The organism is Geodermatophilus sp. URMC 62 (assembly GCF_052931475.1).
Window position 1 is genome coordinate 348628 of record NZ_JBRFHY010000001.1, and the last position, 23977, is coordinate 372604.

General features: G+C 75.6%; 21 protein-coding genes. 10 read left to right on the forward strand and 11 right to left on the reverse strand.

What is annotated here, in order from left to right; genetic code table 11:
- Positions 1–3: 3 nt before the first annotated feature.
- Positions 4–1455 (reverse strand): tRNA (N6-isopentenyl adenosine(37)-C2)-methylthiotransferase MiaB, encoded by a 1452-nt coding sequence (gene miaB / locus ACU616_RS01625; RefSeq protein WP_446756750.1) that lies wholly within the window; start codon positions 1453–1455, stop codon positions 4–6.
- 92 nt (positions 1456–1547) lie between these two features.
- Between miaB and ACU616_RS01630 the strand changes: the two genes are divergently transcribed.
- The 5 genes from ACU616_RS01630 to ACU616_RS01650 all read left to right on the forward strand — a co-directional run bounded on the left by ACU616_RS01630 (position 1548) and on the right by ACU616_RS01650 (position 5402).
- Positions 1548–2303, forward strand: coding sequence for an amino acid ABC transporter ATP-binding protein (locus tag ACU616_RS01630; RefSeq protein ID WP_446756751.1), 756 nt, complete (start codon positions 1548–1550; stop codon positions 2301–2303).
- A gap of 36 nt (positions 2304–2339) precedes the next feature.
- Positions 2340–3233, forward strand: a complete 894-nt coding sequence (locus ACU616_RS01635) for a glutamate ABC transporter substrate-binding protein (protein ID WP_446756752.1) — start codon at positions 2340–2342, stop codon at positions 3231–3233.
- 85 nt (positions 3234–3318) lie between these two features.
- Positions 3319–3969 carry an amino acid ABC transporter permease gene (locus ACU616_RS01640; RefSeq protein WP_446756753.1) on the forward strand — a complete coding sequence of 217 codons (651 nt, stop codon included), beginning with the start codon at positions 3319–3321 and terminating at the stop codon, positions 3967–3969.
- Positions 3966–4856 (forward strand): amino acid ABC transporter permease, encoded by an 891-nt coding sequence (locus ACU616_RS01645; RefSeq protein ID WP_446756754.1) that lies wholly within the window; start codon positions 3966–3968, stop codon positions 4854–4856. The genes ACU616_RS01640 and ACU616_RS01645 overlap by 4 nt, the downstream gene beginning before the upstream one ends.
- A 108-nt stretch (positions 4857–4964) precedes the next feature.
- On the forward strand, positions 4965–5402 hold the full coding sequence (locus ACU616_RS01650; protein ID WP_446756755.1) for a hypothetical protein: 438 nt from the start codon (positions 4965–4967) through the stop codon (positions 5400–5402).
- 82 nt (positions 5403–5484) lie between these two features.
- Here ACU616_RS01650 and ACU616_RS01655 read toward each other — a convergent pair whose 3' ends face one another.
- The 5 genes from ACU616_RS01655 to ACU616_RS01675 form a co-directional block, all read right to left on the reverse strand.
- Positions 5485–6072, reverse strand: coding sequence for a regulatory protein RecX (locus tag ACU616_RS01655; RefSeq protein ID WP_446756756.1), 588 nt, complete (start codon positions 6070–6072; stop codon positions 5485–5487).
- A 155-nt stretch (positions 6073–6227) separates the two neighbouring features.
- Complete coding sequence (gene recA, locus ACU616_RS01660) at positions 6228–7259, reverse strand: recombinase RecA (RefSeq protein ID WP_446756757.1); 1032 nt, start codon at positions 7257–7259, stop codon at positions 6228–6230.
- Between the two features lie 199 nt (positions 7260–7458).
- The gene (locus tag ACU616_RS01665; RefSeq protein ID WP_446756758.1) at positions 7459–7653 is read right to left on the reverse strand and encodes a DUF3046 domain-containing protein; all 195 of its coding nucleotides are present in this window, start codon (positions 7651–7653) and stop codon (positions 7459–7461) included.
- A gap of 268 nt (positions 7654–7921) precedes the next feature.
- Entirely contained in the window at positions 7922–9178 is a 1257-nt protein-coding gene (locus ACU616_RS01670) for an MFS transporter (protein ID WP_446756759.1), read from the reverse strand.
- 7 nt (positions 9179–9185) lie between these two features.
- Positions 9186–10331: an acyl-CoA dehydrogenase family protein gene (locus ACU616_RS01675; RefSeq protein WP_446756760.1), complete on the reverse strand. Its 1146-nt coding sequence runs from the start codon at positions 10329–10331 to the stop codon at positions 9186–9188.
- A gap of 102 nt (positions 10332–10433) precedes the next feature.
- Here ACU616_RS01675 and ACU616_RS01680 point away from each other — a divergent pair, with 102 nt between their 5' ends.
- Together ACU616_RS01680 and ACU616_RS01685 are read left to right on the forward strand one after the other, a co-directional pair.
- Complete coding sequence (locus ACU616_RS01680) at positions 10434–15050, forward strand: ATP-dependent helicase (RefSeq protein ID WP_446756761.1); 4617 nt, start codon at positions 10434–10436, stop codon at positions 15048–15050.
- Positions 15051–15114: 64 nt separating this feature from the next.
- The gene (locus ACU616_RS01685) at positions 15115–15984 is read left to right on the forward strand and encodes a cold shock domain-containing protein (RefSeq protein WP_446756762.1); all 870 of its coding nucleotides are present in this window, start codon (positions 15115–15117) and stop codon (positions 15982–15984) included.
- Here the strand turns inward: ACU616_RS01685 and ACU616_RS01690 are convergent.
- Positions 15926–16747, reverse strand: coding sequence for a DNA-3-methyladenine glycosylase family protein (locus ACU616_RS01690; protein ID WP_446756763.1), 822 nt, complete (start codon positions 16745–16747; stop codon positions 15926–15928). The genes ACU616_RS01685 and ACU616_RS01690 overlap by 59 nt on opposite strands.
- 127 nt (positions 16748–16874) lie before the next feature.
- Entirely contained in the window at positions 16875–17501 is a 627-nt protein-coding gene (locus ACU616_RS01695; RefSeq protein WP_446756764.1) for an antibiotic biosynthesis monooxygenase, read from the reverse strand.
- A gap of 74 nt (positions 17502–17575) precedes the next feature.
- Between ACU616_RS01695 and ACU616_RS01700 the strand changes: the two genes are divergently transcribed.
- Positions 17576–18430 (forward strand): DNA-formamidopyrimidine glycosylase family protein, encoded by an 855-nt coding sequence (locus tag ACU616_RS01700; RefSeq protein ID WP_446756765.1) that lies wholly within the window; start codon positions 17576–17578, stop codon positions 18428–18430.
- Positions 18431–18437: 7 nt separating this feature from the next.
- Here the strand turns inward: ACU616_RS01700 and ACU616_RS01705 are convergent, their stop codons facing one another.
- Positions 18438–19034, reverse strand: coding sequence for a TetR/AcrR family transcriptional regulator (locus ACU616_RS01705; protein ID WP_446756766.1), 597 nt, complete (start codon positions 19032–19034; stop codon positions 18438–18440).
- 109 nt (positions 19035–19143) lie between these two features.
- Between ACU616_RS01705 and ACU616_RS01710 the strand changes: the two genes are divergently transcribed.
- Positions 19144–20148, forward strand: coding sequence for a hypothetical protein (locus tag ACU616_RS01710; protein WP_446756767.1), 1005 nt, complete (start codon positions 19144–19146; stop codon positions 20146–20148).
- A 53-nt stretch (positions 20149–20201) separates the two neighbouring features.
- Here the strand turns inward: ACU616_RS01710 and ACU616_RS01715 are convergent, their stop codons facing one another.
- Positions 20202–21062, reverse strand: coding sequence for a PspA/IM30 family protein (locus ACU616_RS01715; RefSeq protein WP_446756768.1), 861 nt, complete (start codon positions 21060–21062; stop codon positions 20202–20204).
- Positions 21063–21253: 191 nt separating this feature from the next.
- Between ACU616_RS01715 and ACU616_RS01720 the strand changes: the two genes are divergently transcribed.
- On the forward strand, positions 21254–22288 hold the full coding sequence (locus ACU616_RS01720) for a carbohydrate kinase family protein (RefSeq protein ID WP_446756769.1): 1035 nt from the start codon (positions 21254–21256) through the stop codon (positions 22286–22288).
- Here the strand turns inward: ACU616_RS01720 and ACU616_RS01725 are convergent.
- Complete coding sequence (locus tag ACU616_RS01725; RefSeq protein WP_446756770.1) at positions 22285–23970, reverse strand: glycoside hydrolase family 13 protein; 1686 nt, start codon at positions 23968–23970, stop codon at positions 22285–22287. The two genes, ACU616_RS01720 and ACU616_RS01725, sit on opposite strands and share 4 nt — an antisense overlap.
- Positions 23971–23977: the final 7 nt, after the last annotated feature.

Below are 23977 nucleotides of genomic sequence, written 5' to 3' on the forward strand. Positions count from 1 at the left end.
GGCTCAGGCGGGGGCGCCGACGCGGGGCATGCCGAGCAGCACGCCCGGCGTCGTCGGCCGGGTGCCGGCCTCGTGCGCGTCGCCGGCGCGGGTGCGCCGGTGCGACAGCAGCGGCCCGTCGGCGACCAGGTGGTGCGGCGCGGCCGCGGTGACGACGGTCTCGACGACGTCGCCGGGCCGCACGCCCTCACCACCGGCGAAGTGCACTAGCCGGCCGTCGCGGGCCCGGCCGCTCATCCGGCCGGTGCGGGCGTCCTTGCTGCCCTCACCCGCGGCGGCCAGCAGCTCGACGGTCCGCCCGACCTGGGCGCGGTTCTCCGCGAGCGAGATCTCGTCCTGCAGCGCGGTCAGCCGCAGGTAGCGCTCCTGGACGACCTCCTTGGGGAGCTGGCCGTCCATCTCGGCGGCCGGCGTGCCGGGGCGCTTGGAGTACTGGAAGGTGAAGGCGCCGGCGAAGCGGGCCCGGCGGACCACCTCGAGGGTCTGCTCGAAGTCGGCCTCGGTCTCGCCGGGGAAGCCCACGATGACGTCGGTGGTGATCGCGGCGTCGGGCATGGCGGCGCGGACGCGGTCGATGATCCCCAGGTAGCGGTCCTGCCGGTAGCCGCGGCGCATCCGGCGCAGGACGTCGTCCGACCCGCTCTGCAGCGGCATGTGCAGCTGGTGGCACACCGCCGGCGTCTGCGCCATGGCCTCGATGACGTCGTCGGTGAACTCGCGCGGGTGCGGGCTGGTGAACCGGACCCGCTCCAGGCCCTCGATCGCGCCGGTGGCGCGCAGCAGGTCGGCGAAGGCGCCGCGGTCGCGGAACGCCACGCCGTAGGCGTTGACGTTCTGGCCCAGCAGGGTCACCTCGAGCACGCCTTGATCGACCAGCGCCTGCACCTCGGCCAGGATCTCGCCGGGACGGCGGTCCTTCTCCCTGCCGCGCAGCGCCGGGACGATGCAGAACGTGCAGGTGTTGTTGCACCCGACGCTGATCGACACCCACCCGGCGTAGGCGGAGTCCCGCTTGGCCGGCAGCGTCGAGGGGAAGACCTCGAGGGCCTCGGCGATCTCGACCTGCGCCTCGGCGTTGTGCCGCGCCCGCTCGAGCAGCGCCGGCAGCGACCCGACGTTGTGGGTGCCGAAGACGACGTCGACCCACGGGGCCCGCCGCACGATCTCACCGCGGTCCTTCTGCGCCAGGCAGCCGCCGACGGCGATCTGCATGCCGGGGTGGGCGTCCTTGACCGGGCGCAGGTGGCCGAGGTTGCCGTAGAGCCGGTTGTCGGCGTTCTCCCGCACCGCGCAGGTGTTGAGGACGACGACGTCGGCGTCGGCCCCCTCGGGCGCGGCGGCGTAGCCGGCCTCCTCGAGCAGCCCCGACAGGCGCTCGGAGTCGTGCACGTTCATCTGGCACCCGTACGTGCGCACGCGGTAGGTGCGCGGCGGGCTGGCGACCTCGGTTCCCATGGCGCCTGCGAGGGTACGGGGCGCGGCCTTCGTTACTGCTTCGTGATGACCTCGGGACCTCGCCGTCCCCGCCCGGCCCTAGGGTCCAACGGGTGACCAGCCAGCTCGCCGGAGGACCTCTCGTCCAGCTGACCGGCGTCAACAAGTGGTTCGGCGACCTGCACGTCCTGCAGGACATCGACCTGTCGATCGACCGCGGCGAGGTCGTGGTGGTCATCGGTCCGTCAGGCTCGGGCAAGTCCACGCTCTGCCGCACCATCAACCGCCTCGAGTCGATCGAGCAGGGCGAGATCAGCATCGACGGACAGCGGCTGCCCGAGGAGGGCAAGGCCCTCGCGAAGCTGCGCAGCGACGTCGGCATGGTCTTCCAGAGCTTCAACCTCTTCGCCCACAAGACGATCCTCGAGAACGTCACGCTCGCGCCGACCCGGGTGCGCCGGCAGTCGAAGGCCGACGCCGAGAAGCGCGCCCGCGAGCTGCTCGACCGGGTCGGCGTCGGGCACCAGGCCGACAAGTACCCGGCCCAGCTCTCCGGCGGCCAGCAGCAGCGGGTCGCCATCGCCCGCGCGCTGGCCATGGACCCCAAGGTCATGCTCTTCGACGAGCCGACGTCGGCCCTCGACCCCGAGATGATCAACGAGGTCCTCGACGTCATGATCTCCCTGGCCCGGGAGGGCATGACGATGGTCGTGGTCACCCACGAGATGGGCTTCGCCCGCCGCGCGGCCAACCGCGTCGTGTTCATGGACGGCGGCCGGATCGTCGAGTCGGCCGATCCCGAGACCTTCTTCACCGCCCCGCGCTCGGACCGGGCGCGCGACTTCCTGTCCAAGATCCTCAACCACTGACCCCCGATGACACCGGCTCCCGACGAGAGGACACCCATGCGCAGCACCCGACGGATCGCGGCGTTCGCCGCACTCGGCCTGACCCTGGCCGCCTGTTCGAGCGAGGCCGGCAACCAGGCCGCGGAGGAGTCCTCGGCCTCCCCGACCGTCGCCGAGGACGTCGAGCTCCCGGAGGGCACGACGATGGCCGAGCTCAACGAGGCCGGCGCCATCACCATCGGCACGAAGTTCGACCAGCCCGGGTTCGGCCTGCTCAATCCGCAGAGCGGGGACCCGGAGGGCTTCGACGTCGAGATCGCCAAGATCGTCGCCGCGGAGCTCGGCATCCCCGAGGACGGCATCACGTGGACCGAGACGGTCTCGGCCAACCGCGAGCCGTTCATCCAGAACGGGCAGGTCGACATGGTGGTGGCGACCTACACCATCAACGACGCCCGCAAGCAGGTCGTCGACTTCGCCGGCCCGTACTACATCGCCGGCCAGGACATCATGGTGGCGGCGGGCAACCCCGAGGGCATCGAGGGCCCCGACGACCTCGCCGGCAAGACCGTCTGCTCGGTCGAGGGCTCCACGCCGGCGCAGAACATCCGGGACAACTACCCCGAGGCCCAGCTGGTCACCTACGACGTCTACTCCAAGTGCGCCGACGACCTGGCCAACGGCAACGTCCAGGCGGTGACGACGGACAACGTCATCCTCACCGGTCTGGTGGCCGGCAACCCCGACGGCTTCGAGCTGGTCGGCAACCCGTTCACCGAGGAGCCCTACGGCATCGGCCTGCAGCTGGGCGACACCGAGTTCCGCAACTTCATCAACGACGTCCTCGAGCAGTCCTTCGAGGACGGCCGCTGGGCCGACGCCTGGGACCGCACCGCCGGCCAGATCACCGGCGAGGAGGCCCCCGAGCCGCCGACGGTCGACCGCTACTGAGTCCTCGCGACCCACGAGTCCCCGACGCCGCCGGGCGGCCCCCCGCCCGGCGGCGTCCCCCGTCACCTGACCTACCGAGGGCGCGGTGCAGTTCATCAGCGACAACTCAGACCTGCTGTGGAGCGCGTTCCTGACGACGCTCTCCCTCGCGGTCGCCAGCGGTGTGTGCGCCCTGGTGCTCGGCACCGTGCTCGCCGCGATGCGGGTCAGCCCCGTGCCTCCGCTGCGGGGGCTGGCCACCTTCTACGTCGAGGTGTTCCGCAACACCCCGCTGACCGTGGTCTTCTTCTTCCTGGCCTTCGGCATCGTGCAGATCGACCTGCAGCTCCCGAGCCGCTTCCTCACGGCCGTCGCCGCGCTGTCGCTGTACACCTCCGCCTTCGTCTGCGAGGCGCTGCGCTCCGGGATCAACGCCGTCCCCCCGGGTCAGGCCGAGGCCGCCCGCGCCCTCGGGCTGACGTTCGGGCAGTCACTGCGCGAGATCGTGCTGCCGCAGGCGTTCCGGACCGTGGTCCCGCCGCTGGGCAACGTGTGGATCGCGCTGGCGAAGAACACGTCCATCGCGGCCGGCTTCGCCGTCACCGACCTCACCGCGGCCCTGCAGCGGCTGGCCAACGCCAACGCCGACCAGCTGCTGGCCGTCTTCGGCGCCGTCGTGCTCGGCTACCTGGTCATCACGCTCCCCTCCGCCTGGCTGATCCGGGCCATCGAGAACCGGGTGGCGATCGTCCGATGAGCACCAGCGTCCTGTTCGACCTCCCCGGGCCCAGCGCCCGCCGACGTCAGCGCATCGGCACCCTCGTCGGCGGGCTGGTCGTCCTGGCCCTGGTCGGCCTGGCGGTGTGGCGCCTGGCCGCCAACGGCCAGCTCCAGCCCGACCGGTGGGCGGTCCTGTTCGACCCGGCCTCCGGGGTGCCCCAGGCGCTCTGGCAGGGGCTGGTCAACACCCTGGCCGTGGCCGCCGTCGGCATGGTCGCGGCCACCGTGCTGGGCGCGCTCCTGGCCGTCGGCCGGCTCTCCGACCACAGCTGGGTGCGGATCCCCGTCGGCGTGGTCATCGAGTTCTTCCGCGCCGTGCCGCTGCTGATCCTGATCCTGTTCTGCCTGCTGTTCCTGCCCACCGTCGGCATCCCGATGACGGCCTTCCGGGCCCTGGCGCTGGGCTTGACGCTCTACAACATGGCCGTCCTCGCCGAGATCTTCCGGGCGGGGATCCTGTCGGTCGACCGGGGTCAGCGGGAGGCGGCCTTCGCCCTGGGCATGCGCAAGACGCAGGTGATGACCCTCGTGCTGCTGCCGCAGGCGGTGCGCCGGATGCTGCCGGTGCTGGTCGCCCAGCTCGTCGTGCTGCTCAAGGACTCGTCGCTGGGGTTCATCGTCGGCTACGTCGAGCTGCTGCGGACCGCGCGCAGCCTGGTCGAGTTCTTCAACTTCTCCTTCGGCAGCCAGTACACCTTCCAGCTCTACGTGGCCGCCGGGCTGATCTACATCGTGGTCAACGTGCTCCTCTCCCAGCTGGCGCGCTACATCGAGCGGCGCACCCGCGCCAACCGCAAGACCGCCGCGGCCGAGGAGGTCGAGCTCCCCGCCGACGTGCAGATGGGCGGGGGCGGCGGCGTCTGACCGGCGGGGCGGGACACGAAACGGTCACGCGGTGTCCCGCCCGTCCCGCGGCGCACCGCGGGTCCGCCCACGGTCAGCCCGAGGCACCGCCCTGCCGAGAGAGGGGACGTGGACACCGCTCTCCGGCCCGTCGTGCCGCCGTTGCCCGCCGTGGTGCGTCTGCCCCCGGGGCAGGTCGACGTCGCCCAGGAGTTCGTCGACCGGCTGCGCGCCGCCGCTGGTTCCTTCGCCGCCGCCGCCGGCGCGGAGTCCGCGGAAGTGCGCGAGGTCGTCCCCCCGGCGCGGCACCGCCGCGCGCGCTGCCGGGTCGTCCTGCGGACCGGCGACCGCGACGAGCTCGACCTGACCTTCCTCGGCCCGGTGAGCCGCCCGGCGACGCGCCCCGAGCGCTCCTTCGAGGCGCTCGTCCAGGAGTGGCTGCGTGCCGAGCACCGCACAGCACGCACCGGCCGGGGAGCCTGGCTGGTGGCCGACGACGAGGCTCCCGACGGCCGGGCCGTCGACCTCGTCACGTGGAGCACGGCCGCCGGCCCGATCGCAGGTTGACTCCCCGTACGACGAAGGGGCCCCGTTCCGCAGGCCGCTCAGCGGCGCGCGGAACGGGGCCCTTCGTCGTCTGGTGCCACCCTCAGGGCAGGTCGTCCTCCCAGCCGTCCCCGCCGGTGTCCCCGCCGCCGGATCCTCGACCGAACCCGGTCTCGTCGAGGACCTCGCGGACCACGGCGCCGGCCAGACCCCCGCCGTAGCCCTTGCGGGCGAGCATGCCGACCAGCCGGCGGGTGGCAGTGACCCGGTCGACGCGTCGCAGGCTCGGCAGCCGGCGCTCGACCAGCCGCCGGGCGGACGTGCGCTCGTCCTCGTCGTCGACCAGGGCGAGGGCCTGCTCGGCGTCCTCGCCGTCGACGCCCTTGGCCCGCAGCTCGGCCTTGAGCGCCCGGCGGGCCAGGCCGCGGCCGGCCTGGCGGGAGCTGACCCAGGCGCGGGCGAAGGCGGCGTCGTCGATGAGGCCGACCTCGCCGAAGCGGTCGAGGACGGCCTCGGCTGCCTCCTCGGGCACGCCGCGGCGCCGGAGCAGGTCGGCCAGCTGTGACCGGGTCTTCGGCGAGCCGGTCAGCGCCCGCAGGCAGAGGGCACGGGCCACGGACTCCGGGTCGCCGGCGTCGTCGGCGGAGTCGTCGACGGGGTCCCCGGGAGGCGGGCCCTCCGCGGGGAGCACGGCGGCCGGGCCGTCCGGGTCAGGGGACGGTCCGGACCGCCGCTGGCGGGCGGCGCGGTCGCGTGGGGTGCGACTCCGCCGGCCGCCGGGCCGGTCGGACTGCTCGGGGTCGGCCGACCCGCGAGCCGAGCCGGACCAGCCGCTCACCGGAGGCGTCAGAAGTCGGCCGGCTCGGCGGCCGGGGCGTCGACCTGCGGGCCGATGCCGAGCTTCTCCTTGACCTTCTTCTCGATCTCGTCGGCGAGGTCGGGGTTGTCGCGCAGGAAGGTGCGGACGTTCTCCTTGCCCTGACCGAGCTGGTCGCCCTCGTACGTGTACCAGGCGCCGGACTTGCGGATGAAGCCCTGCTCGACCCCGGCGTCGATGAGGCCGCCCTCCCGGCTGAAGCCCTGGCCCCACAGCAGGTCGAGCTCGGCCTGCTTGAACGGCGCGGCGACCTTGTTCTTGACCACCTTGACCCGCACCCGGCTGCCGACGGCGTCGGTGCCCTGCTTGAGGGTCTCGATCCGGCGGACGTCGAGACGGACCGACGAGTAGAACTTCAGCGCCCGGCCACCAGTGGTGACCTCGGGCGAGCCGTAGACGATGCCGACCTTCTCGCGCAGCTGGTTGATGAAGATCGCGGTGGTGCCCGAGTTGTTCAGGGCACCGGTGATCTTGCGCAGCGCCTGGCTCATGAGGCGGGCCTGCAGACCGACGTGGCTGTCACCCATCTCGCCCTCGATCTCGGCGCGCGGCACGAGGGCCGCCACGGAGTCGATGACGATGACGTCGAGGGCGCCGGAGCGGATCAGCATGTCGGCGATCTCGAGCGCCTGCTCACCGGTGTCGGGCTGGCTGACCAGCAGTGCGTCGGTGTCGACGCCGATGGCTCGAGCGTACTCGGGGTCGAGCGCGTGCTCGGCGTCGATGAAGGCCGCGATGCCGCCGGCGGCCTGCGCGTTGGCCACCGCGTGCAGGGCGACCGTGGTCTTGCCGGAGGCCTCGGGGCCGTAGACCTCGACGACGCGGCCGCGGGGCAGGCCGCCGATGCCGAGTGCGATGTCGAGCGCGATCGAGCCGGTCGGGATGACCTTCATGGCCTGGGCGGGGGTGTCGCCCAGCCGCATGACCGAGCCCTTGCCGAACTGCTTGTCGATCTGGGCGAGGGCCATGTCGAGGGCCTTGTCGCGGTCGAGCGTTGCCATGGTGCTCACCTTTGGGAGATCGCGTGTCGTGGAGTCGATGTGGTGTCGGAGGCGACGGTAGGTCGGGGGTCTGACACTTTCCGGTGACCGACTCGACCTGTGGAGGGACGACCTCCCTGTGGACGCCACTGTAGGGCGAACACACGTTCGAGTCGAGCGACACGCGGCCCGTCCGCGCGGGCCGGGCGGGGAGCGCTCCTCAGCGGTCCTTCGCGGGCACGTCGTACTCCTCGCAGATGGCCAGCCACACCCGGCGCACCGGCAGCCCCGCCTCGATGGCGTCGACCGCGGTGCGGCCACCCAGCGCGGCGAAGACGTGGTCCCGCGCCACGCTGTGCGCCCGCATCGACCCGAACTGGCCCTCGAGCCGGGACCAGAACTCCTGCAGGCGCACGTCCTCGACGCTAGCGCGCCGCCGGTGGCGAGCGGCGTGCTCCTCCGACGGCCGGGACGACGGTCGGGACGACGGCCGGGACGACGGCTGGGCCGAGGAGCGGGCCCGGCCGCGGACGGGCGGTGGAGATCCTCGGCGGACCTAAACTCGAGGCGTGTTCCCCACGACCGGCTCGGCGACCTGGGACACCGTCCTGGAGATCGGCATCGCGCTGTGCATGCTGATCACGCTCGTGCTCGTGTGGCGGGGCATGCGGGGCCGCTGAGCGTCAGGCCGCCGCACCCGCGCGCAGCCACACCGCGGCCAGCGGCACCACCAGCACCGCCGAGACCACGGCCACCAGGCCGAAGCCGCCGACCGCCAGCAGCGGTCCGCCCGCCGCGCCGGCCACCGCCGCGCCCAGGCCCATGAGCAGGTCGGTGCCGCCCTGCGCTGTCGGCCGGACCTCCCCCGACACCGACTCGGTCACCAGCGTCGAGCCGGCCACCAGCCCGCACGACCAGCCCAGCCCGAGCAGGAACAGGCCGACGCCGAGCCGGCCGGCCGCGTCGGGCGGCGCCGTCCCCGCCAGCGCGGCGGCGGCCAGCAGCAGTCCCCCGCCGACGGCGACCGTCGCCCGCCGCCCGGCGCGGTCGGCCAGCAGACCCACCAGCGGGGAGAACAGGTACATCCCGGCCACGTGCACGCTGATCACCAGGCCGACCAGCCGCAGCGTCGTCCCCTCGGGGCCGCCGGCGTGCCCCATGTGCACCGGCGTCATCACCATGACGCCGACCATCACCGCGTGGGAGACGACGACGGCGGCCAGCCCGAGCCGCCCGCCCGGGTGCGCCCACACCGCGGCCAGCGCGGCCCGGGTCGCCCGCCGCGGGCGGGCCGCGGTCGCCGCTCCCCCGCGCAGCCGGCGCGCCAGCAGCAGCGGGTCCGGGCGCAGCGCCAGCCACAGACCGGCCGCGACGACGGTGAACACCACCGCGGAGACGACGAAGCCACCGCCGAGCGCCGGCAGCCCGAGCGCCCGGCCGAGCCCGGCGCCCGGAGCGGCGAGGTTCGGGCCGAGGACCGACCCGACGGTCGTGGCCCACACGACGAGGGACAGGGCCCGGCCGCGCCGCTCGGGGGCGGCGAGGTCGGCGGCGGCGTAGCGGGCCTGCAGGCCGCAGGCGGTGGAGGCGCCGAACGCAAACAGCCCGGTCAGCAGCAGCGGCAGGGACGACAGCGCCGCGGCGAGCACGGTCAGCGCGGCGCCGGCGACGGCGACGGCGTACCCGGCGGCCAGGCCCGCCCGCCGGCCGGCCCGGTCCGACAGCCGCGCCAGCGGGACGGCGAGGACCGCCGCGCCCAGCACCCCCGCCGTCTGCCCGAGCCCGGCGGCGGAGTCGGTGCCGGCGACCTGGCGGGCGAGCAGCCCGCCGACGGTGATGCCGACGGTCACGCCCAGCCCGCCGAGCGCCACCGCGCCGGAGAGGACGCCGACCGTGCGCCGCTGGACCCGGTCGACGTCGACGGCGGCAGGGGCCGTCACCGCGGGCTCACAGACCCAGCGAGCGGCCGATGATCTCGCGCATGATCTCGTTGGTGCCGCCGTAGATGGACTGCACACGGGCGTCGCGCCAGGCCTTGGACACCGGGTACTCGTCCATGTAGCCGTAGCCGCCGTGCAGCTGCAGGCAGCGGTCGGCGACCTTGTTCTGCAGCTCGCTGGTCCAGTACTTGGCCATCGCGGCGTCGATGGCGGTCAGCTCCCCGCTGTCGAGCTGGCGCACGCACTCGTCGACGAACGTGCGCGCGATCGTCGTCTCGGTGTGCAGCTCGGCGAGGACGAACCGGCTGTGCTGGAAGCTGCCGACCGGCCGGCCGAACGCCGTCCGGCCGGTCACGTACTCGCGGGTCTGCGCCAGCACGGTCTCGCAGGCGGCGACCGCGCCGACGGCGATCGAGAGCCGCTCCTGCGGCAGGTTGGCCATCAGGTGGGCGAAGCCGCGGTTCTCCGTGCCGAGCAGGTTCTCCGCGGGCACGCGGACGTCGTCGAAGAACAGCTCGGCGGTGTCCTGCGCCTTGAGGCCCACCTTGTCGAGGTTGCGGCCGCGGGTGAAGCCGGGCATCCCGCGCTCGACGACGAGCAGGCTGGTGCCCTTCGCGCCCGGGGCGTCGGGGTCGGTGCGCGCGACCACGATCACCAGGTCGGCGTTGATCCCGTTGGTGATGAAGGTCTTCGCGCCGCCCAGCACCCAGGTGTCGCCGTCGCGGCGGGCGGTGGTGCGGATCGCCTGCAGGTCGCTGCCGGTGCCCGGCTCGGTCATCGCGATGGCGGTGATCAGCTCGCCGCGGCAGAAGCCGGGCAGCCAGCGCGCCGCCTGCTCCTCGGTGCACAGGTCGCGCAGGTAGGGGGCGACGACGTCGTTGTGCAGGCCGAAGCCCAGGCCGCTGGCGCCGACCCGGGTTACCTCCTCGTCGAGGACGGCGTTGTAGCGGAAGTCGCGGACGCCGCCCCCGCCGTACCGCTCGTCGACGTCGAAGCCGAGCAGGCCCTGCTCGCCGCCGGCGAGCCACACGTCGCGCGGGACGATCCCGTCGCGCTCCCACTGGCCGTGGAACGGCGCGACGTTCTTCTCCAGGAAGACGCGGACCGTCTGCCGGAAGTCCTCGTGCTCGGCCTCGTAGAGCGAGTGGCGCATGCCCGGCAGTGTGCCGCACCCCACCACCCGCACGGGCGACGGCGCCGCGGGGTGCGTCGGCGCAGGCCAGCGGAGTGTCGTACCCCCGGGGACACTGGACACGTGCCTGCCCTCGACCGGTTCTCCGAGCGCACCCGGGCGTGGTTCACCGGCGCCTTCGCCGAGCCCACGGCCGCGCAGGAGGGCGCCTGGGAGGCCATCAGCAGCGGCGGGCACGCCCTCGTCGTCGCCCCGACCGGGTCGGGCAAGACGCTGGCCGCCTTCCTGTGGTCCCTCGACCGGCTCACCAGCACCGCGCCGGAGGACGAGAGCCGGCGCTGCCGGGTCCTCTACGTGTCCCCGCTCAAGGCGCTCGCCGTCGACGTCGAGCGCAACCTGCGCGCCCCGCTGACCGGCATCGGCCAGGCCGCCCTGCGCCTGGGCCTGCCCCGCCCGGAGATCTCCGTCGGCATCCGCTCCGGCGACACCCCGGCCGACGAGCGGCGCGCCTTCACCCGCCGGCCCACCGACATCCTCATCACCACCCCCGAGTCGCTGTTCCTGCTGCTGACCAGCGCCGCCCGCGAGGCGCTGCGCGGCGTCGAGACGGTGATCCTCGACGAGGTGCACGCCGTCGCCGACAGCAAGCGCGGCGCGCACCTCGCGGTCACGCTCGACCGGCTCGACGAGCTGCTCGACCGCCCGGCGCAGCGCATCGGCCTGTCGGCCACGGTGCGGCCCATCGAGGAGGTCGCCACGTTCCTCGCCGGCGGCCGGCCGGTGCAGGTCGTGCAGCCGACGTCGGTCAAGCAGTGGGACCTCTCGGTCGTCGTCCCGGTCGAGGACATGAGCACCCTGGGCCAGCCGACCGGCGAGCTGGAGGGGTCGGCGGCCGGCGACCAGCCGCGGACGTCGATCTGGCCGGCGGTCGAGGAGCGCGTGCTCGACCTGGTCGAGGCGCACCGCAGCACCATCGTGTTCGCCAACTCCCGGCGGCTGGCCGAGCGGCTGACCAGCCGGCTCAACGAGATGTCCTACGAGCGGACCACCGGCGAGACGGTCCCGCCCGGCACCAACGCCGCCGCGCTCATGGCGCAGGCCGGGTCCGGCGGCGGCACGCCCGAGGGCTGGCAGCCGGTCGCCGCGGCCCACCACGGCTCGGTCTCCCGGGAGCAGCGCGCCGTCGTCGAGGAGGCGCTGAAGTCCGGGCGGCTGCCGGCGGTGGTGGCGACGTCGAGCCTGGAGCTCGGCATCGACATGGGCTCGGTCGACCTCGTCGTCCAGGTCGAGGCGCCGCCCACCGTCGCCGCCGGGCTGCAGCGGGTCGGCCGCGCCGGGCACCAGGTCGGCGCGGTCAGCCGTGGCGTGCTGTTCCCCAAGTACCGCGGCGACCTCGTGCAGTGCGCGCTGGTGGCCGAGCGGATGAAGGCCGGCGCCATCGAGTCGATCCGCTACCTGCGCAACCCGCTGGACGTGCTCGCCCAGCAGGTCGTGGCGATCGTCTCCGAGGGCCCGCGCACGGTGGAGGAGGTCGGTGCGCTGCTGCGCCGGTCGGCGCCGTTCTCCGGCCTGCCCGACTCCGCGCTGCACGCCGTCCTCGACATGCTCGCCGGCCGCTACCCCTCCGACGCCTTCGCCGAGCTGCGGCCGCGGCTGACCTGGGACCGGGTCGCCGACACCCTCACCGCCCGCAGCGGTGCGCAGCGGCTGGCGGTCACCAGCGGCGGCACCATCCCCGACCGCGGCCTGTTCGGCGTCTTCCTCGTCGGCGGCGAGGGGTCCGGCGGGCGCCGCGTGGGCGAGCTCGACGAGGAGATGGTCTACGAGTCGCGGGTGGGCGACGTCTTCCTGCTCGGCTCGTCGTCGTGGCGGATCGAGGAGATCACCCACGACCGGGTGCTGGTCTCCCCCGCCCCGGGTCAGCCCGGGAAGATGCCGTTCTGGCACGGCGACGCCCCCGGCCGGCCGCTGGAGCTCGGCCGGGCGCTCGGCGCCTTCCTGCGCGAGGTCGGGTCGGCGACGCCCGAGCGGGGCCGCGAGCGGGCACAGGCGGCCGGGCTCGACGACTGGGGCGCGGCCAACCTGCTCGCCTACCTCGCCGAGCAGAAGGCGGCCACCGGCCACCTCCCCGACGACCGCACGCTGCTGGTCGAGCGGTTCCGCGACGAGCTCGGCGACTGGCGGCTGGTCGTGCACTCCCCCTTCGGCGCGCAGGTCAACGCGCCCTGGGCGCTCGTGCTCGCCGCCCGGCTGCGCGAGCGCTACGGCGTCGACGTGGCCTCCATGCACTCCGACGACGGCATCGTGCTGCGGCTGCCCGACACCACCGGCGAGCCGCCCGAGGCCGACCTGGCCGTCCTCGACCCCGACGACGTCGAGCGCGAGGTCACCGCCGAGGTCGGCAGCTCGGCGCTGTTCGCCAGCCGGTTCCGCGAGTGCGCCGCCCGCGCGCTGCTGCTGCCCCGCCGCGACCCGCGCCGCCGCACCCCGCTGTGGCAGCAGCGCCAGCGCGCCGCGCAGCTGCTCAGCGTGGCCAGCGAGTTCTCCTCCTTCCCCATCACGCTCGAGGCCGCCCGCGAGGTGCTGCAGGACGTCTACGACGTGCCGGGACTGGTCGAGCTGATGCGCGACGTCCGCTCGCGGCGGGTGCGGGTGGTCGACGTGCAGACCCAGGCGGCGAGCCCCTTCGCCCAGTCGCTGCTGTTCGGCTACGTCGGGCAGTTCCTCTACGAGGGCGACGCCCCCCTGGCCGAGCGGCGGGCGCAGGCGCTGGCGCTGGACACCGGCCTGCTCGCCGAGCTGCTCGGCCGCTCGGAGCTGCGCGAGCTGCTCGACGCGGAGGCGCTGGCCGAGGTGGAGCGCGAGCTGCAGCGGCTGCCCGCCGAGCGGCACCCGCGCGACGTCGACGGGGCGTCGGACCTGCTGCGCGGCCTCGGCGACCTCACGCCGGCCGAGGCTGCGGCCCGCGGCGTCCCGGCGGAGTGGCTGGAGGAGCTGGTGGCCTCCCGCCGGGCGATCGTCGTGCGCATCGCCGGCGAGGAGCGGCACGTCGCCATCGAGGACGCCGGCCGGCTGCGCGACGCGCTCGGCACCGCGCTGCCGGTCGGGGTGCCCGAGGCGTTCACCGAGCCGGTCGCCGACCCGCTCGGCGACCTGGTCGGCCGCTACGCCCGCACCCACGGCCCCTTCCAGCCGGCCGAGGTCGCCGCGCGGCTCGGGCTCGGCGTCGCCGTCGTCACCGCCACGCTGCAGCGACTGGTGGGCACCGGCCGGCTGGTCACCGGCGAGTTCCGACCCGGCGGCAGCGGACAGGAGTGGTGCGACGCCGACGTGCTGCGCTCGGTGCGCCGCCGCAGCCTGGCCAAGCTGCGCCAGGAGGTCGAGCCGGTGCCGATCGGGACGCTGGCCCGCTTCACCCCGTCCTGGCAGTCCGTGGGCAGCCGGATGCGCGGGGTCGACGGCGTGCTGGCCGTGGTCGAGCAGCTCGCCGGTGCGCTGGTGCCGGCCAGCGCGCTGGAGACGCTGGTGCTCCCGAGCCGGGTGCGCGACTACTCCCCCGCGATGCTCGACGAGCTGACCAGCGCAGGCGAGGTGCTGTGGGCCGGCGCCGGGGGGCTGCCCGGCGGCGACGGGTGGGTGAGCCTGGTCCCGGCGGACCTGGCGCCGCTGCTGCTGCCTGACCCGGTGGAGCTGCCGGAGGAGGGCGGCGTCGCGTTCGCGGTGCTCGAGCAGCTGTCGGCCGGGCAGGCGGTGTTCTTCCGCGGACTGTCCGACAGCGTCGGTCGGGCTGTCGGCGCCACCGACGACACCGCGCTCGCCGACGTCGTGTGGGACCTGGTGTGGGCGGGGCTGCTCACCAACGACACGCTCGCCCCGCTGCGCACCCGGCTGGCCGGCGGCGGCACGCACAAGCGGGCGCCCGCGCCGCCGCGCGCCCGGGTCGACCGCACCCGCTACGGCCGCCCGCGGCTGGGCCGGCCGGCCCTGCCCACGCGCACCGGCCCGCCGACGGTCGCCGGCCGGTGGTCGCGGCTGCCCGAGCGCGAGCCGAACCCGACGCGGCGCACCACCGCCCGGGCCGAGGCGCTGCTCGAGCGGCACGGCGTGCTCACCCGCGGCGCGGTGATGGCCGAGCAGGTGCCCGGCGGCTTCTCCGCGGTCTACCCGGTGCTGCGGGCGTTCGAGGAGAACAACCGGGCGCGCCGCGGCTACTTCGTCGAGACCCTCGGCGCCGCGCAGTTCGGCACCCCGGGATCGGTCGACCGGCTGCGGGCCTTCGCCACGCCCGACCGGGCACCCGACGGTCCGGTGGTCCTGGCGGCCACCGACCCGGCCAACGTCTACGGGGCGGCTCTGCCCTGGCCCGACCGCACCGGCCCGTCCGACGGCGAGGCCGCCGAGCAGGTGGCCGTCGACGTCGGCGAGGGCACCGGCGGCGGCCGGAGGACCGGCGGGCACCGCGCGGGGCGCAAGGCCGGGGCGCTGGTCGTCCTGGTCGACGGGGCGCTCGTGCTCTACGTCGAGCGCGGCGGGAAGTCGCTGCTGTCCTGGACCGAGGACGAACAGACGCTCAAGGAGGCCGCCACCGCGCTCTCGGGCGCCGTCGCCGCCGGGGCGCTGGGCCGGATGGTCGTGCAGAAGGCCGACGGCGCCTCCGTGCACCAGGACACCCCGCTGTCGGCCGCGCTGCAGGCCGCCGGCTTCGCCGCCACCCCCCGCGGGCTGCGGGTGCGCGGCTGACCGGCCCCCCGCCGGCGCCGCGTACCGTTGACCGACGCACTACGTGAGGGATGAGGGAACAGACATGGCTGCCGGCACGGTCCGCTGGTTCGACGCGGAGAAGGGCTTCGGGTTCATCGAGCCGCAGGAGGGCGGGGACGACGTCTTCGTCCACTTCTCGGCCATCGAGGACACCGGTGGCTTCCGCACCCTCGAGGAGGGCCAGCCGGTCGACTTCGACGCCACCGCCGGCCCCCGCGGCCCCCAGGCCGAGCGGGTGCGGGCGGTGGGTGGCGCCCCACGCGGCCGCCGCGACGACCGGGGCGACCGCGACCGGGGACGGGACGACCGCGACCGGGGACGCGACGACCGGGGTGGCCGCGACGACCGGGGACGCGGCGGCTCGCGTGCCCCGCGCGGCATCGTCGTCCAGGGCACCGTCGCCCGCTTCGACCCCGACCGGGGCTTCGGGTTCATCGTCCCCGAGGACGTCTTCGTGCACGTCTCCGCGGTGGCCCGCGGCGGCGAGCTCGAGGAGGGCGACCGGGTCGAGTTCGAGCTCGTCGAGGGCAACCGCGGGCTGCAGGCCGAGGCCGTGCGGCTGCTGCCGCCGGCGCGGCGCGGTGGCGGCGGGTATGACCGGCCGGCCCGCGACCGCGGTGGGGATCGCGGCGGGGACCGGGGTGGCCGCGACCAGCGCCCGGCGCCCCGCGGCGGCCGCGGTGGCGACAGCGGTGGCGGTGGTGCCGCCGAGGGCACCGTCCAGTGGTTCAACGGGGAGAAGGGCTTCGGCTTCATCACCCCCGACGACGGCGGCGACGACGTCTTCGTGCACTTCTCCGAGATCGCCGACGACGGCGGCTACCGCGAGCTCGAGGAGGGGCAGCGGGTGGCCTTCACCCGGACCTCGGGTGCGCGCGGGACGAGCGCGACCGGCGTCCGTCCGCTGAGCTGAGCGCCCGGCCCTCGGCCGCGGCGCGCAGCAGCACCGCCGCCCAGCTGCGGTACGGCCGCCAGCGCTCGGCGACCTCCGCCAGCTCCGCCGGCGCGGGATCGGCCAGGCCGTAGCGGTGTGCCATCTCGGGCGTGCAGCCGGGGCTCCGCGGCCGGGAAGACGTCGGGCGCGCCGGCGCCCCGCAGCACGACCAGCTCGGCGGAGAACGGCCGATCCCGGGCAGCTCCCGCACCGACGCCAGCGCCTGCTCGGCCGGCAGCGCCCGCAGCCGGCCGCCGTCGAGCCGTCCGTCCAGGGCGGCCTCGGCGAGCCCGCGCAGCCGCTCCTGCTCGACGGGCGGCACCGGCAGGTCGGCGGCGACGACCGCCAGCCGCGACGGCGTGGGGAACGCGGCCACCGGGACGCCGTCGACGTCGTGCACGGTGCCGAACCGCTCCGCGGTGCGCGCCTCGACCCCCGCCGCTGCCGCGGTGCCCGTGCGCTGCGACAGCACCGCCCAGCACGCGGCCTCGTAGGGGGACTCGAAGGAGACCGGCCGGAAGCCCGGACGCGCGGCAGCGAGCGGCGCGAGCACCGGGTCGCCCGCGGTGACGTCGGCGAACCCCGCGCCGTCGACGTCCAGCCCGAGGATGCGCGCCACCTGGTCGGTCAGCCGCGGCGGCTCGGCGTCGGCGCGCACCGTCACCGCGCCGCCCTCGCCCTGGGTCACGGCGATGCCGGCCGCGGCGTCCGCCCCCTCGACCCAGCAGGCCAGCCGCAGCACGCCGTCGGGCGCGCCGGGATGGCGGGCGCGAAGCCCTCGGGGAAGCGCGCGCTCTGCACGAGGTCGAACGGGCCGCGGACCGGGATCTCCTGCACGCCGCCGGTCTACGCCGGGGGTGCGACGGTCCTCAGCGGCGGCCGCGGAGCCAGGGCGCGAGCCAGCGCGTCAACGGCGGCATGACCACCTGGCCGAGCAGGACGACGACGATCGTCGCCGACAGCAGCAGCCGCGCCGGCAGCGGCCAGGACGCCACGTGCGGCGCGACCAGCAGCGAGAAGGCCAGCGTGATGGCGAAGACCACGGCGATGGTCAGCACGGTCAGCCGCCACCGCGGGCCGGGGCGCGGTGGGGTCAGCGCGGTGAAGAAGCTGTCCAGACCGGCCACCCGCGCGTAGTCGGCGCCGTCGGAGAGGTGCTCGACCCGGTCGAGGGCCGCCTGCCGCACGGGCGAGCGCTCCCAGCGGGCCAGCGACTCGCCGTCGGCGAAGCGGTAGACCAGGTGGTAGCGGGTCGACCCCGGGCCGGGGCGCAGCAGGCTGGTGCCCAGGTTGCCCGGGAACTCGGCGGCCAGGCCCAGGATCTCGGCGGCCCACCGCTCGAAGTCCTGCCGCTGGTCGGCGCGCACGTCGCGGGCGACGGTGACCGTCACCGGCTCCGCGGCCGCGACCACCTCCTCGGGCGCGGTGGCCGGGGAGCTCGTCGAGGGGTCGCGTCGCAGCACGGGAGGCTCAGCGCCGCCGGTCGCCGTCGTCATCCCGTCGCCCTCCCCCTGTCGGCGGTGTCACAGCAGCTCAGCGGCGCGGGCGCGGGGCGGGGACACTGGACGGCGTGCCCGAGGGAGACACCGTCTGGCTGGCCGCCAAGCGGATGAACACCGCGCTGGCCGGCCAGACGCTGCGCCGCGGCGAGCTGCGCGTGCCGCAGCTGGCGGCCACCGACCTCACGGGCCGCACCGTCGCCGAGGTGGTGCCGCGCGGCAAGCACATGCTCACCCGCTTCACCGACGGCTGGACCCTGCGCACCCACTACCGCATGGACGGCAGCTGGCACATCTACCGGCACGGCGCGCGGTGGCGGGGCGGCCCGACCTTCTCCATCCGCGCGATCCTCGCCACCGACCGGTGGGAGTGCGTGGGCTACCGGCTGCACGACGTCACGATGGTGCGCACCGAGCACGAGGACCAGGTGGTGGGCCACCTCGGCCCCGACGTGCTGGGGCCGGACTGGGACCTCGACGAGGCGCTGCGCCGGCTGCGCAGCCACCCCGACGAGCAGATCGGCGTGGCCGTCCTCGACCAGCGCAACCTCTGCGGCCCCGGCAACCTCTACAAGGTCGAGGGCCTGTTCGTCTGCCGTGTGCACCCGTGGATGCGGGTGGCCGACGTCGCGGACCTGCCGGGCCTGGTCGAGCGGACGCGCGGGCTGATGCTGGCCAACCGCGACCGCCCGGAGCAGAGCACCACCGGCGACCTGCGCCGCGGCCGCGACCACTGGGTCTACGGCCGCAAGGACAAGCCCTGCTACCGGTGCGGCACCCCGATCCTGCGCGGCGACCAGGGCCCCGACCTGCAGGAGCGGATCACCTACTGGTGCCCGACCTGCCAGGCCACCGACGCCCCCGTCGACCCGGCGGCCCGCACCGGCGAGCCCGACCACCCGCCACCGCTGCCCAGCGCCACCTGAGGCCCGCTCACCCCGGCGGCAGCAGGGACCCCGCCGCCGCGGCGTAGCCGTCCGGGTCGACGTCCCCGAGCAGCGCGTGCTGGAGGACCGCGCCGACGAGCACCGAGAACAGGACCTGACCCAGCGCGCCGGCGTCGGTGTCCGGCGGCAGGTGCCCGGCGTCGCGCCACTCGGCCACCCGCTCGGTCAGCCGCCGCCGGACCAGCCCGTAGGTGCGCACGGCGATCCCGTGCACCGTCTCGTCGCGCAGCGCCTCGCCCCAGGCGGTGACCGCGATCCGCGTGTAGTCCGCGCCGCCGCCGGTGACGATCGGCCACACCCCGAGCAGGACGCCCTGCACCACCTCGGCCGGTGAGCGCAGTCCCTCGGCCAGGACGCGGTCGAGCACGCCGGTCACCGTCTCCAGGACGGGCTCGATGACGGCGACGACGAGGTCGTCCTTGCTCGGGAAGTAGCTGTACACGGCCCCGGCCGACAACCCCGACTCCCGGACGACGTCGCGCACGGACGTCGCGTGGAAGCCGTCGCGCTCGAAGCAGCGGAGCGCGGCGTGGAGGACCTGGCGGCGGCGGGCGGCGAGGTGGTCGTCGGAGACACGGGGCACGGCCGCCATCCTAGGAGAACGGGCGTCCGTCTTGTTTGGGCGCTCGGACAGGTCCATACTCGACAGTGATAGGTGAACGAGCGTCCGATTTACATTCCTGGAGGTCGACGTGGCCACCGCAGAGCTCCGTCCGTCCCCGTCCCGGCCCGTCCCCGACGACGTCCCCGGACCGACACCGTGGGCACGGGTGATCGGCCTGGTCGCCGCCGTCGCGGTCCTGCTCACCGTGCTGCTCGCGGCCTTCGCCTGGCCCGCCACGCACACCGCGCCCCGGGACGTCCCGGTCGCCGTCGCCGGCCCGCCGCCGGCGGTCGAGCAGGTCCGCGCCACCGTCGAGCGGACCCAGCCGGGAGCCCTCGACCTGCGGCCCGCCGCCGACGCCGCCGACGCCCGGCGGCTGGTCGAGGACCGGGAGGTCTACGGCGCGCTGGTGCTCGACCCGGCGGCGCCCCGGGTGGTCGTCGCCACCCAGGCCGGGCCCGCCGTCGCGCAGCTCCTCACCTCCGCGGCCGCCGCGGCCACCGGGGGCAGCCCGGTGACCGTGGACGACGTCGCCCCGCCTGCCGACGACGACCCGCGCGGCGCCGGGCTCGCGGCCGGCGCGCTGCCGCTGGCCCTGGCCGGCGGGGCGGGCGCCGTCGTGCTGGTGCTGCAGGTGCGCGGGAACGGACGGCGGGCGGCCGGCGCGCTCGTGCTGGCGCTGCTCGGCGGTCCGGCAGCGGCCGGCGTGCTGCACGGCTGGCTCGGCGCGCTGACCGGCGACCGGGTGGCCGAGGCCGGGGTGCTGTCCCTCGGGTTGGCCGCGACGAGCCTCGGTGTCCTGGGGCTGGCCGCTGTCCTCGGGCGGGCCGGCCTGGGCCTGGGGATGGCCGTCGTCATCGCCCTGGGCAACCCGCTGTCGGCGGCGTCCAGCGCGCCGGTGCTGCTGCCGGCCGGCTGGGCCGAGCTCGGCCAGGCGCTCCCGCCGGGGGCCACCGTCGCGGCACTGCGCGCGGTGTCCGGCTTCGGCGGCACCGGCGCCGCGGGCCCGCTGACGGTGCTCGCGCTGTGGGCGGCCGGCGGCCTGCTGCTGCTCGCGGCCGGCGCCGCGCGGGGACGCCGGCGCACGGCCTGACCACGGCACCGGGGCCGGCCGCGCACCTCGCGCGGCCGGCCCCGGCGCGGTCGTCAGGCGCCCTGCTGCCCGGGCCGCTCCGCCGGCTGGGCGGTGGACTGCTCGAAGGGCTGCTTGTCGAACGACGGGACGCCGGGGCCGAGGGCACCCGCGGCCCCGGTGCCACCCTCGACGGCCTGCTGGCCGGCGCCCTGACCGCCCATGGCGGCGCGGATCTGCTCCAGCCGGGAGGCGCCGGCGACATCGAGGGTCGCCTTCTGCACCTCGAGCATGCGGCCCTCGACGGAGCTCTGCGCCAGCTCCGCCTGGCCGAGCGCGTTGGCGTAGCGGGCCTCGATCTTGTCGCGGACCTCGGCCAGGCTCGGGGTGTTGCCCGGCGCGGAGAGCTCGTTGACCTGCCGCATCGAGGCGGCCACGTGCTCCTGCATCTTGGCCTGCTCGAGCTGGCTCATCAGCTTGGTGCGCTCGGCCAGCGTCGTCTGCAGCCGCATGCGGCTCTGCTCGACCGCCCCGCGCGCCTGCTCGGCGGCCTGCAACGCCTCGTCGTGGCTGCGCTTGAGGTCCTCCATCGCCTGCTCGGCGGCCACCAGCTGGGTGGCGAAGGCCTGCGCGGCGTTCTCGTACTCGGCGGCCTTGGCGCCGTCGCCCTTGGCGCGGGTCTGGTCGGCCAGCACCAGCGCCTGGCGCGCGGAGGCCTGCAGCTTCTCCACCTCGCCGAGCTGCCGGTTGAGCCGCATCTCCAGCTGCCGCTGGTTGCCGAGGACCGCGGCGGCCTGGTTGGCCAGCGACTGGTGCCGCTGCTGCTCGGCCTCGATCGCCTGCGCGATCTGGATCTTCGGGTCGGCACGCTGGTCGATCTGGGCGTTGGCCGACGCCGTCAGGTACCGCCAGAGCTTGACGATCGGGTTGGGCACGTCTTCCTCCTGCTCCGGCGCCGACGGCGCCGCTTCCCGGCTCGACGTACCGCCGTGGTCCACGGCGGTCCTCACCGTCATCGTCCCAGCAGGACGGGCACCCCGGCCAACAGGGACGTCCCGGATCCGCCCTGTCTCCCCCGTCCGGGGAGACCCGGTGCCGGCGGCGTCGGGGGCCTAGGGTTCCCGACGTGGTCACCGCAGCCCCTCAGCTGACCGTCCTCGGCGAGTTCGTCGTCGACCTGCTGCCCGACCCGACCGCCGGCACCGGCCCCGAGGGGACGACGCCCCACTACGTCGCCCGCCCCGGCGGCAACGCGCTCAACGTCGCCGTCGCGGCCGGCCGGCTCGACGCCCCGGTCGCGCTGCTGGCCCGGCTGGGCACCGGCCCGCTGGCCGCGCCGCTGCGCCGGCACGCCGAGCTGTCGGGGGTCGACCTCACCGGGGTCGTCGACGCCGTCGAGCCGGTCAGCCTCGCCGTCGTCGGCCTGGACGACGACGGCTCCCCCGACTACGGCTTCCACGTGCAGGGCGCGGCCGACTGGCAGTGGACCGACGACGAGCTCGCCGCGGTCCTGCCCGCGGCGACCGCGATCCTGCACGTCGGCTCGATCTCCTCCTGGACACCCCCGGGCTGCGACGCGATCGCGCGCCTGGCCGAGCGGGTCGCCGGGTCGGCGCTGGTCAGCGTCGACCCCAACCTCCGGCCGATGCTGGCCGGCGGCCCGGTGGGCGCCTCGCTGGGCAACGACCCCGACGCCGTCCGTGCCCGTCTCGACCGGCTACTCGCCGTCGCCGACGTCGTCAAGGTCAGCGCCGAGGACCTCGCGTGGCTCGAGCCCGACGCCGGAGGCGACCTCGACGGCGTCGCCCAGCGCTGGGCCGGGCGCGGGCCGGCCCTCGTCCTGCTCACCGACGGCGGGGCCCCGCTGCGGGTGGCCCGGCCGGGGCGTGCACTGCTGCACCGCGAGCCGCCGCGGGTGACCGTGGCCGACACCGTCGGCGCCGGCGACTCGCTGGCCGCCGGGCTGTTCGCCGGGCTGCTGGCCGCCGGGGTGACCTCCCGCGCGGCGGTGGAGGCGGTCCCCGACGACGACCTCGTCCGCCTCGTCGACGACGCCGCGCTGGTCGCCGCGCTCAACTGCACCCGGGTCGGCGCCGACCCGCCGACCGCCGCCGAGCTGGCCGCCGCCCGCGCCGAGCGGGCGCCGGCACCGGGCCGCTAGCCCGTCACCAGCCAGGCGGCGGTGTCCGGCGGCAGCTCCCCGCCGACCTGCTCGCTGGTCAGCACCGGCCGGCCCAGCCCGGTCAGCGGGAGCGGGTGGCGGGACAGGTTGACGACGCACCGCCAGGGCCCGCGGTCGAAGGCGAGCACGTCCGCGCCGAGGTCGAGCCACCGCAGCGCGTCGTCGTCGGGGAGGTCACGGCGCAGCCGCAGCGCGGCCCGGTACAGCGACAGCGTGGACGACGGGTCCTCGCGCTGGACGGCGACGGTGAGGTCGCGCCACCCCGGCGGCTGCGGCAGCCAGGGCACGACACCGTCCGGGCTGAACCCGAACGGCGGGCGGTCCCCGGACCACGGCAGCGGCACCCGGCAGCCGTCCCGGCCGCGGGCGGTGTGCCCGGACCGCTCCCAGGTGGGGTCCTGCAGCACCTCCTCCGGCAGGTCCTCGACCTCGGGCAGCCCGAGCTCCTCGCCCTGGTACAGGTAGGCCCCGCCCGGCAGGGCCAGCGTCAGCAGCGCCGCGGCGCGGGCCCGGCGCAGGCCCAGCGCCAGGTCGGTGGGCGCGGCGGCGTCGAACCCCATGACGGCGGCACCGCTGTGCGCCCGGCCGAACCGGGTGACGTGCCGCGTCTCGTCGTGGCTGGAGAGCACCCACGTCGCCGGCGCACCGACCGGGGCCAGGGCCGCGAGCGTGCCGTCGACCACCGCGCGCAGCGCCCGGGCGTCCCAGGGGGCCTTGAGCCAGTCGAAGTTGAACGTGGTGTGCAGCTCGTCGGGGCGCACGTAGCGGCTGAGCCGCTCCGGCCCGTTGACGACCGCCTCGGAGACGAACAGCCGGTCGCCCGCGTACTCGTCGCCGATGCGCCGCCACCGCCGGAGGACCTCGTGCACCTCGTCGACGTCCCAGTGCGGGTTGCCGACCCAGCTGCCGGCGTCGAAGGACGCCCCCGGCGGGTGCCCGGCGTCGGGCAGGTCGGGCGCCTTGGCCATGGCGGGGGCCGCGTCGACGCGGATGCCGTCGACGCCCCGGTCGAGCCAGAAGCGCACGATCCCGTCGAACTCCTCCTGGACGTCGGGGTGGCCCCAGTCGAGGTCGGGCTGCTCGGGGGCGAACAGGTGGAGGTACCACTGCCCGGGGGCGCCGTCGGGCTCGCGGACCCTGGTCCAGGCCGAGCCGCCGAAGGCGCTGATCCAGTCGTTGGGCGGCTCGGCTCCTCCGCCGCGCCCGTCCCGGAAGAAGTAGCGCGCCCGCTCGGGGGACCCCGGGCCGGCGGCGAGGGCGGCCCGGAACCACGGGTGCTCGGCGGAGGTGTGGTTGGCGACCAGGTCGACGACGACGCGCAGCCCGAGGTCGTGGGCGTCGGCGAGGAGGGCGTCGACGTCGGCCAGCGTGCCGAAGCGCGGGTCGACGTCGCGGTAGTCGGCGACGTCGTACCCGCCGTCGGCCATCGGCGAGGGGTACCAGGGGGTGACCCACAGCGCGTCGACGCCGAGGTCGGCGAGGTGGGTCAGCCGACTGCGGAGACCCTCGACGTCACCGAGCCCGTCACCGTCCGCGTCGGCGAAGCTGCGCAGGTAGACCTCGTAGACGACGGCCGTCCGCCACCACGGGCGGGCACTCCCCCGGTCGGCACGGGCATCGAGCTCCAGGTCGGCGGGCAGGGCATTCGCGGCAGTGCCCACGGCCGCG

What these genes read in the sequence shown, in the direction of transcription:
- miaB (WP_446756750.1), bottom strand. Translation starts at nt 1,455, where the DNA reads ATGGGAACCGAGGTCGCCAGCCCGCCGCGCACCTACCGCGTGCGCACG.
- ACU616_RS01635 (WP_446756752.1), top strand. Translation starts at nt 2,340, where the DNA reads ATGCGCAGCACCCGACGGATCGCGGCGTTCGCCGCACTCGGCCTGACC.
- ACU616_RS01645 (WP_446756754.1), top strand. Translation starts at nt 3,966, where the DNA reads ATGAGCACCAGCGTCCTGTTCGACCTCCCCGGGCCCAGCGCCCGCCGA.
- recA (WP_446756757.1), bottom strand. Translation starts at nt 7,259, where the DNA reads ATGGCAACGCTCGACCGCGACAAGGCCCTCGACATGGCCCTCGCCCAG.
- ACU616_RS01675 (WP_446756760.1), bottom strand. Translation starts at nt 10,331, where the DNA reads ATGCGCCACTCGCTCTACGAGGCCGAGCACGAGGACTTCCGGCAGACG.
- ACU616_RS01685 (WP_446756762.1), top strand. Translation starts at nt 15,115, where the DNA reads ATGGCTGCCGGCACGGTCCGCTGGTTCGACGCGGAGAAGGGCTTCGGG.
- ACU616_RS01695 (WP_446756764.1), bottom strand. Translation starts at nt 17,501, where the DNA reads ATGACGACGGCGACCGGCGGCGCTGAGCCTCCCGTGCTGCGACGCGAC.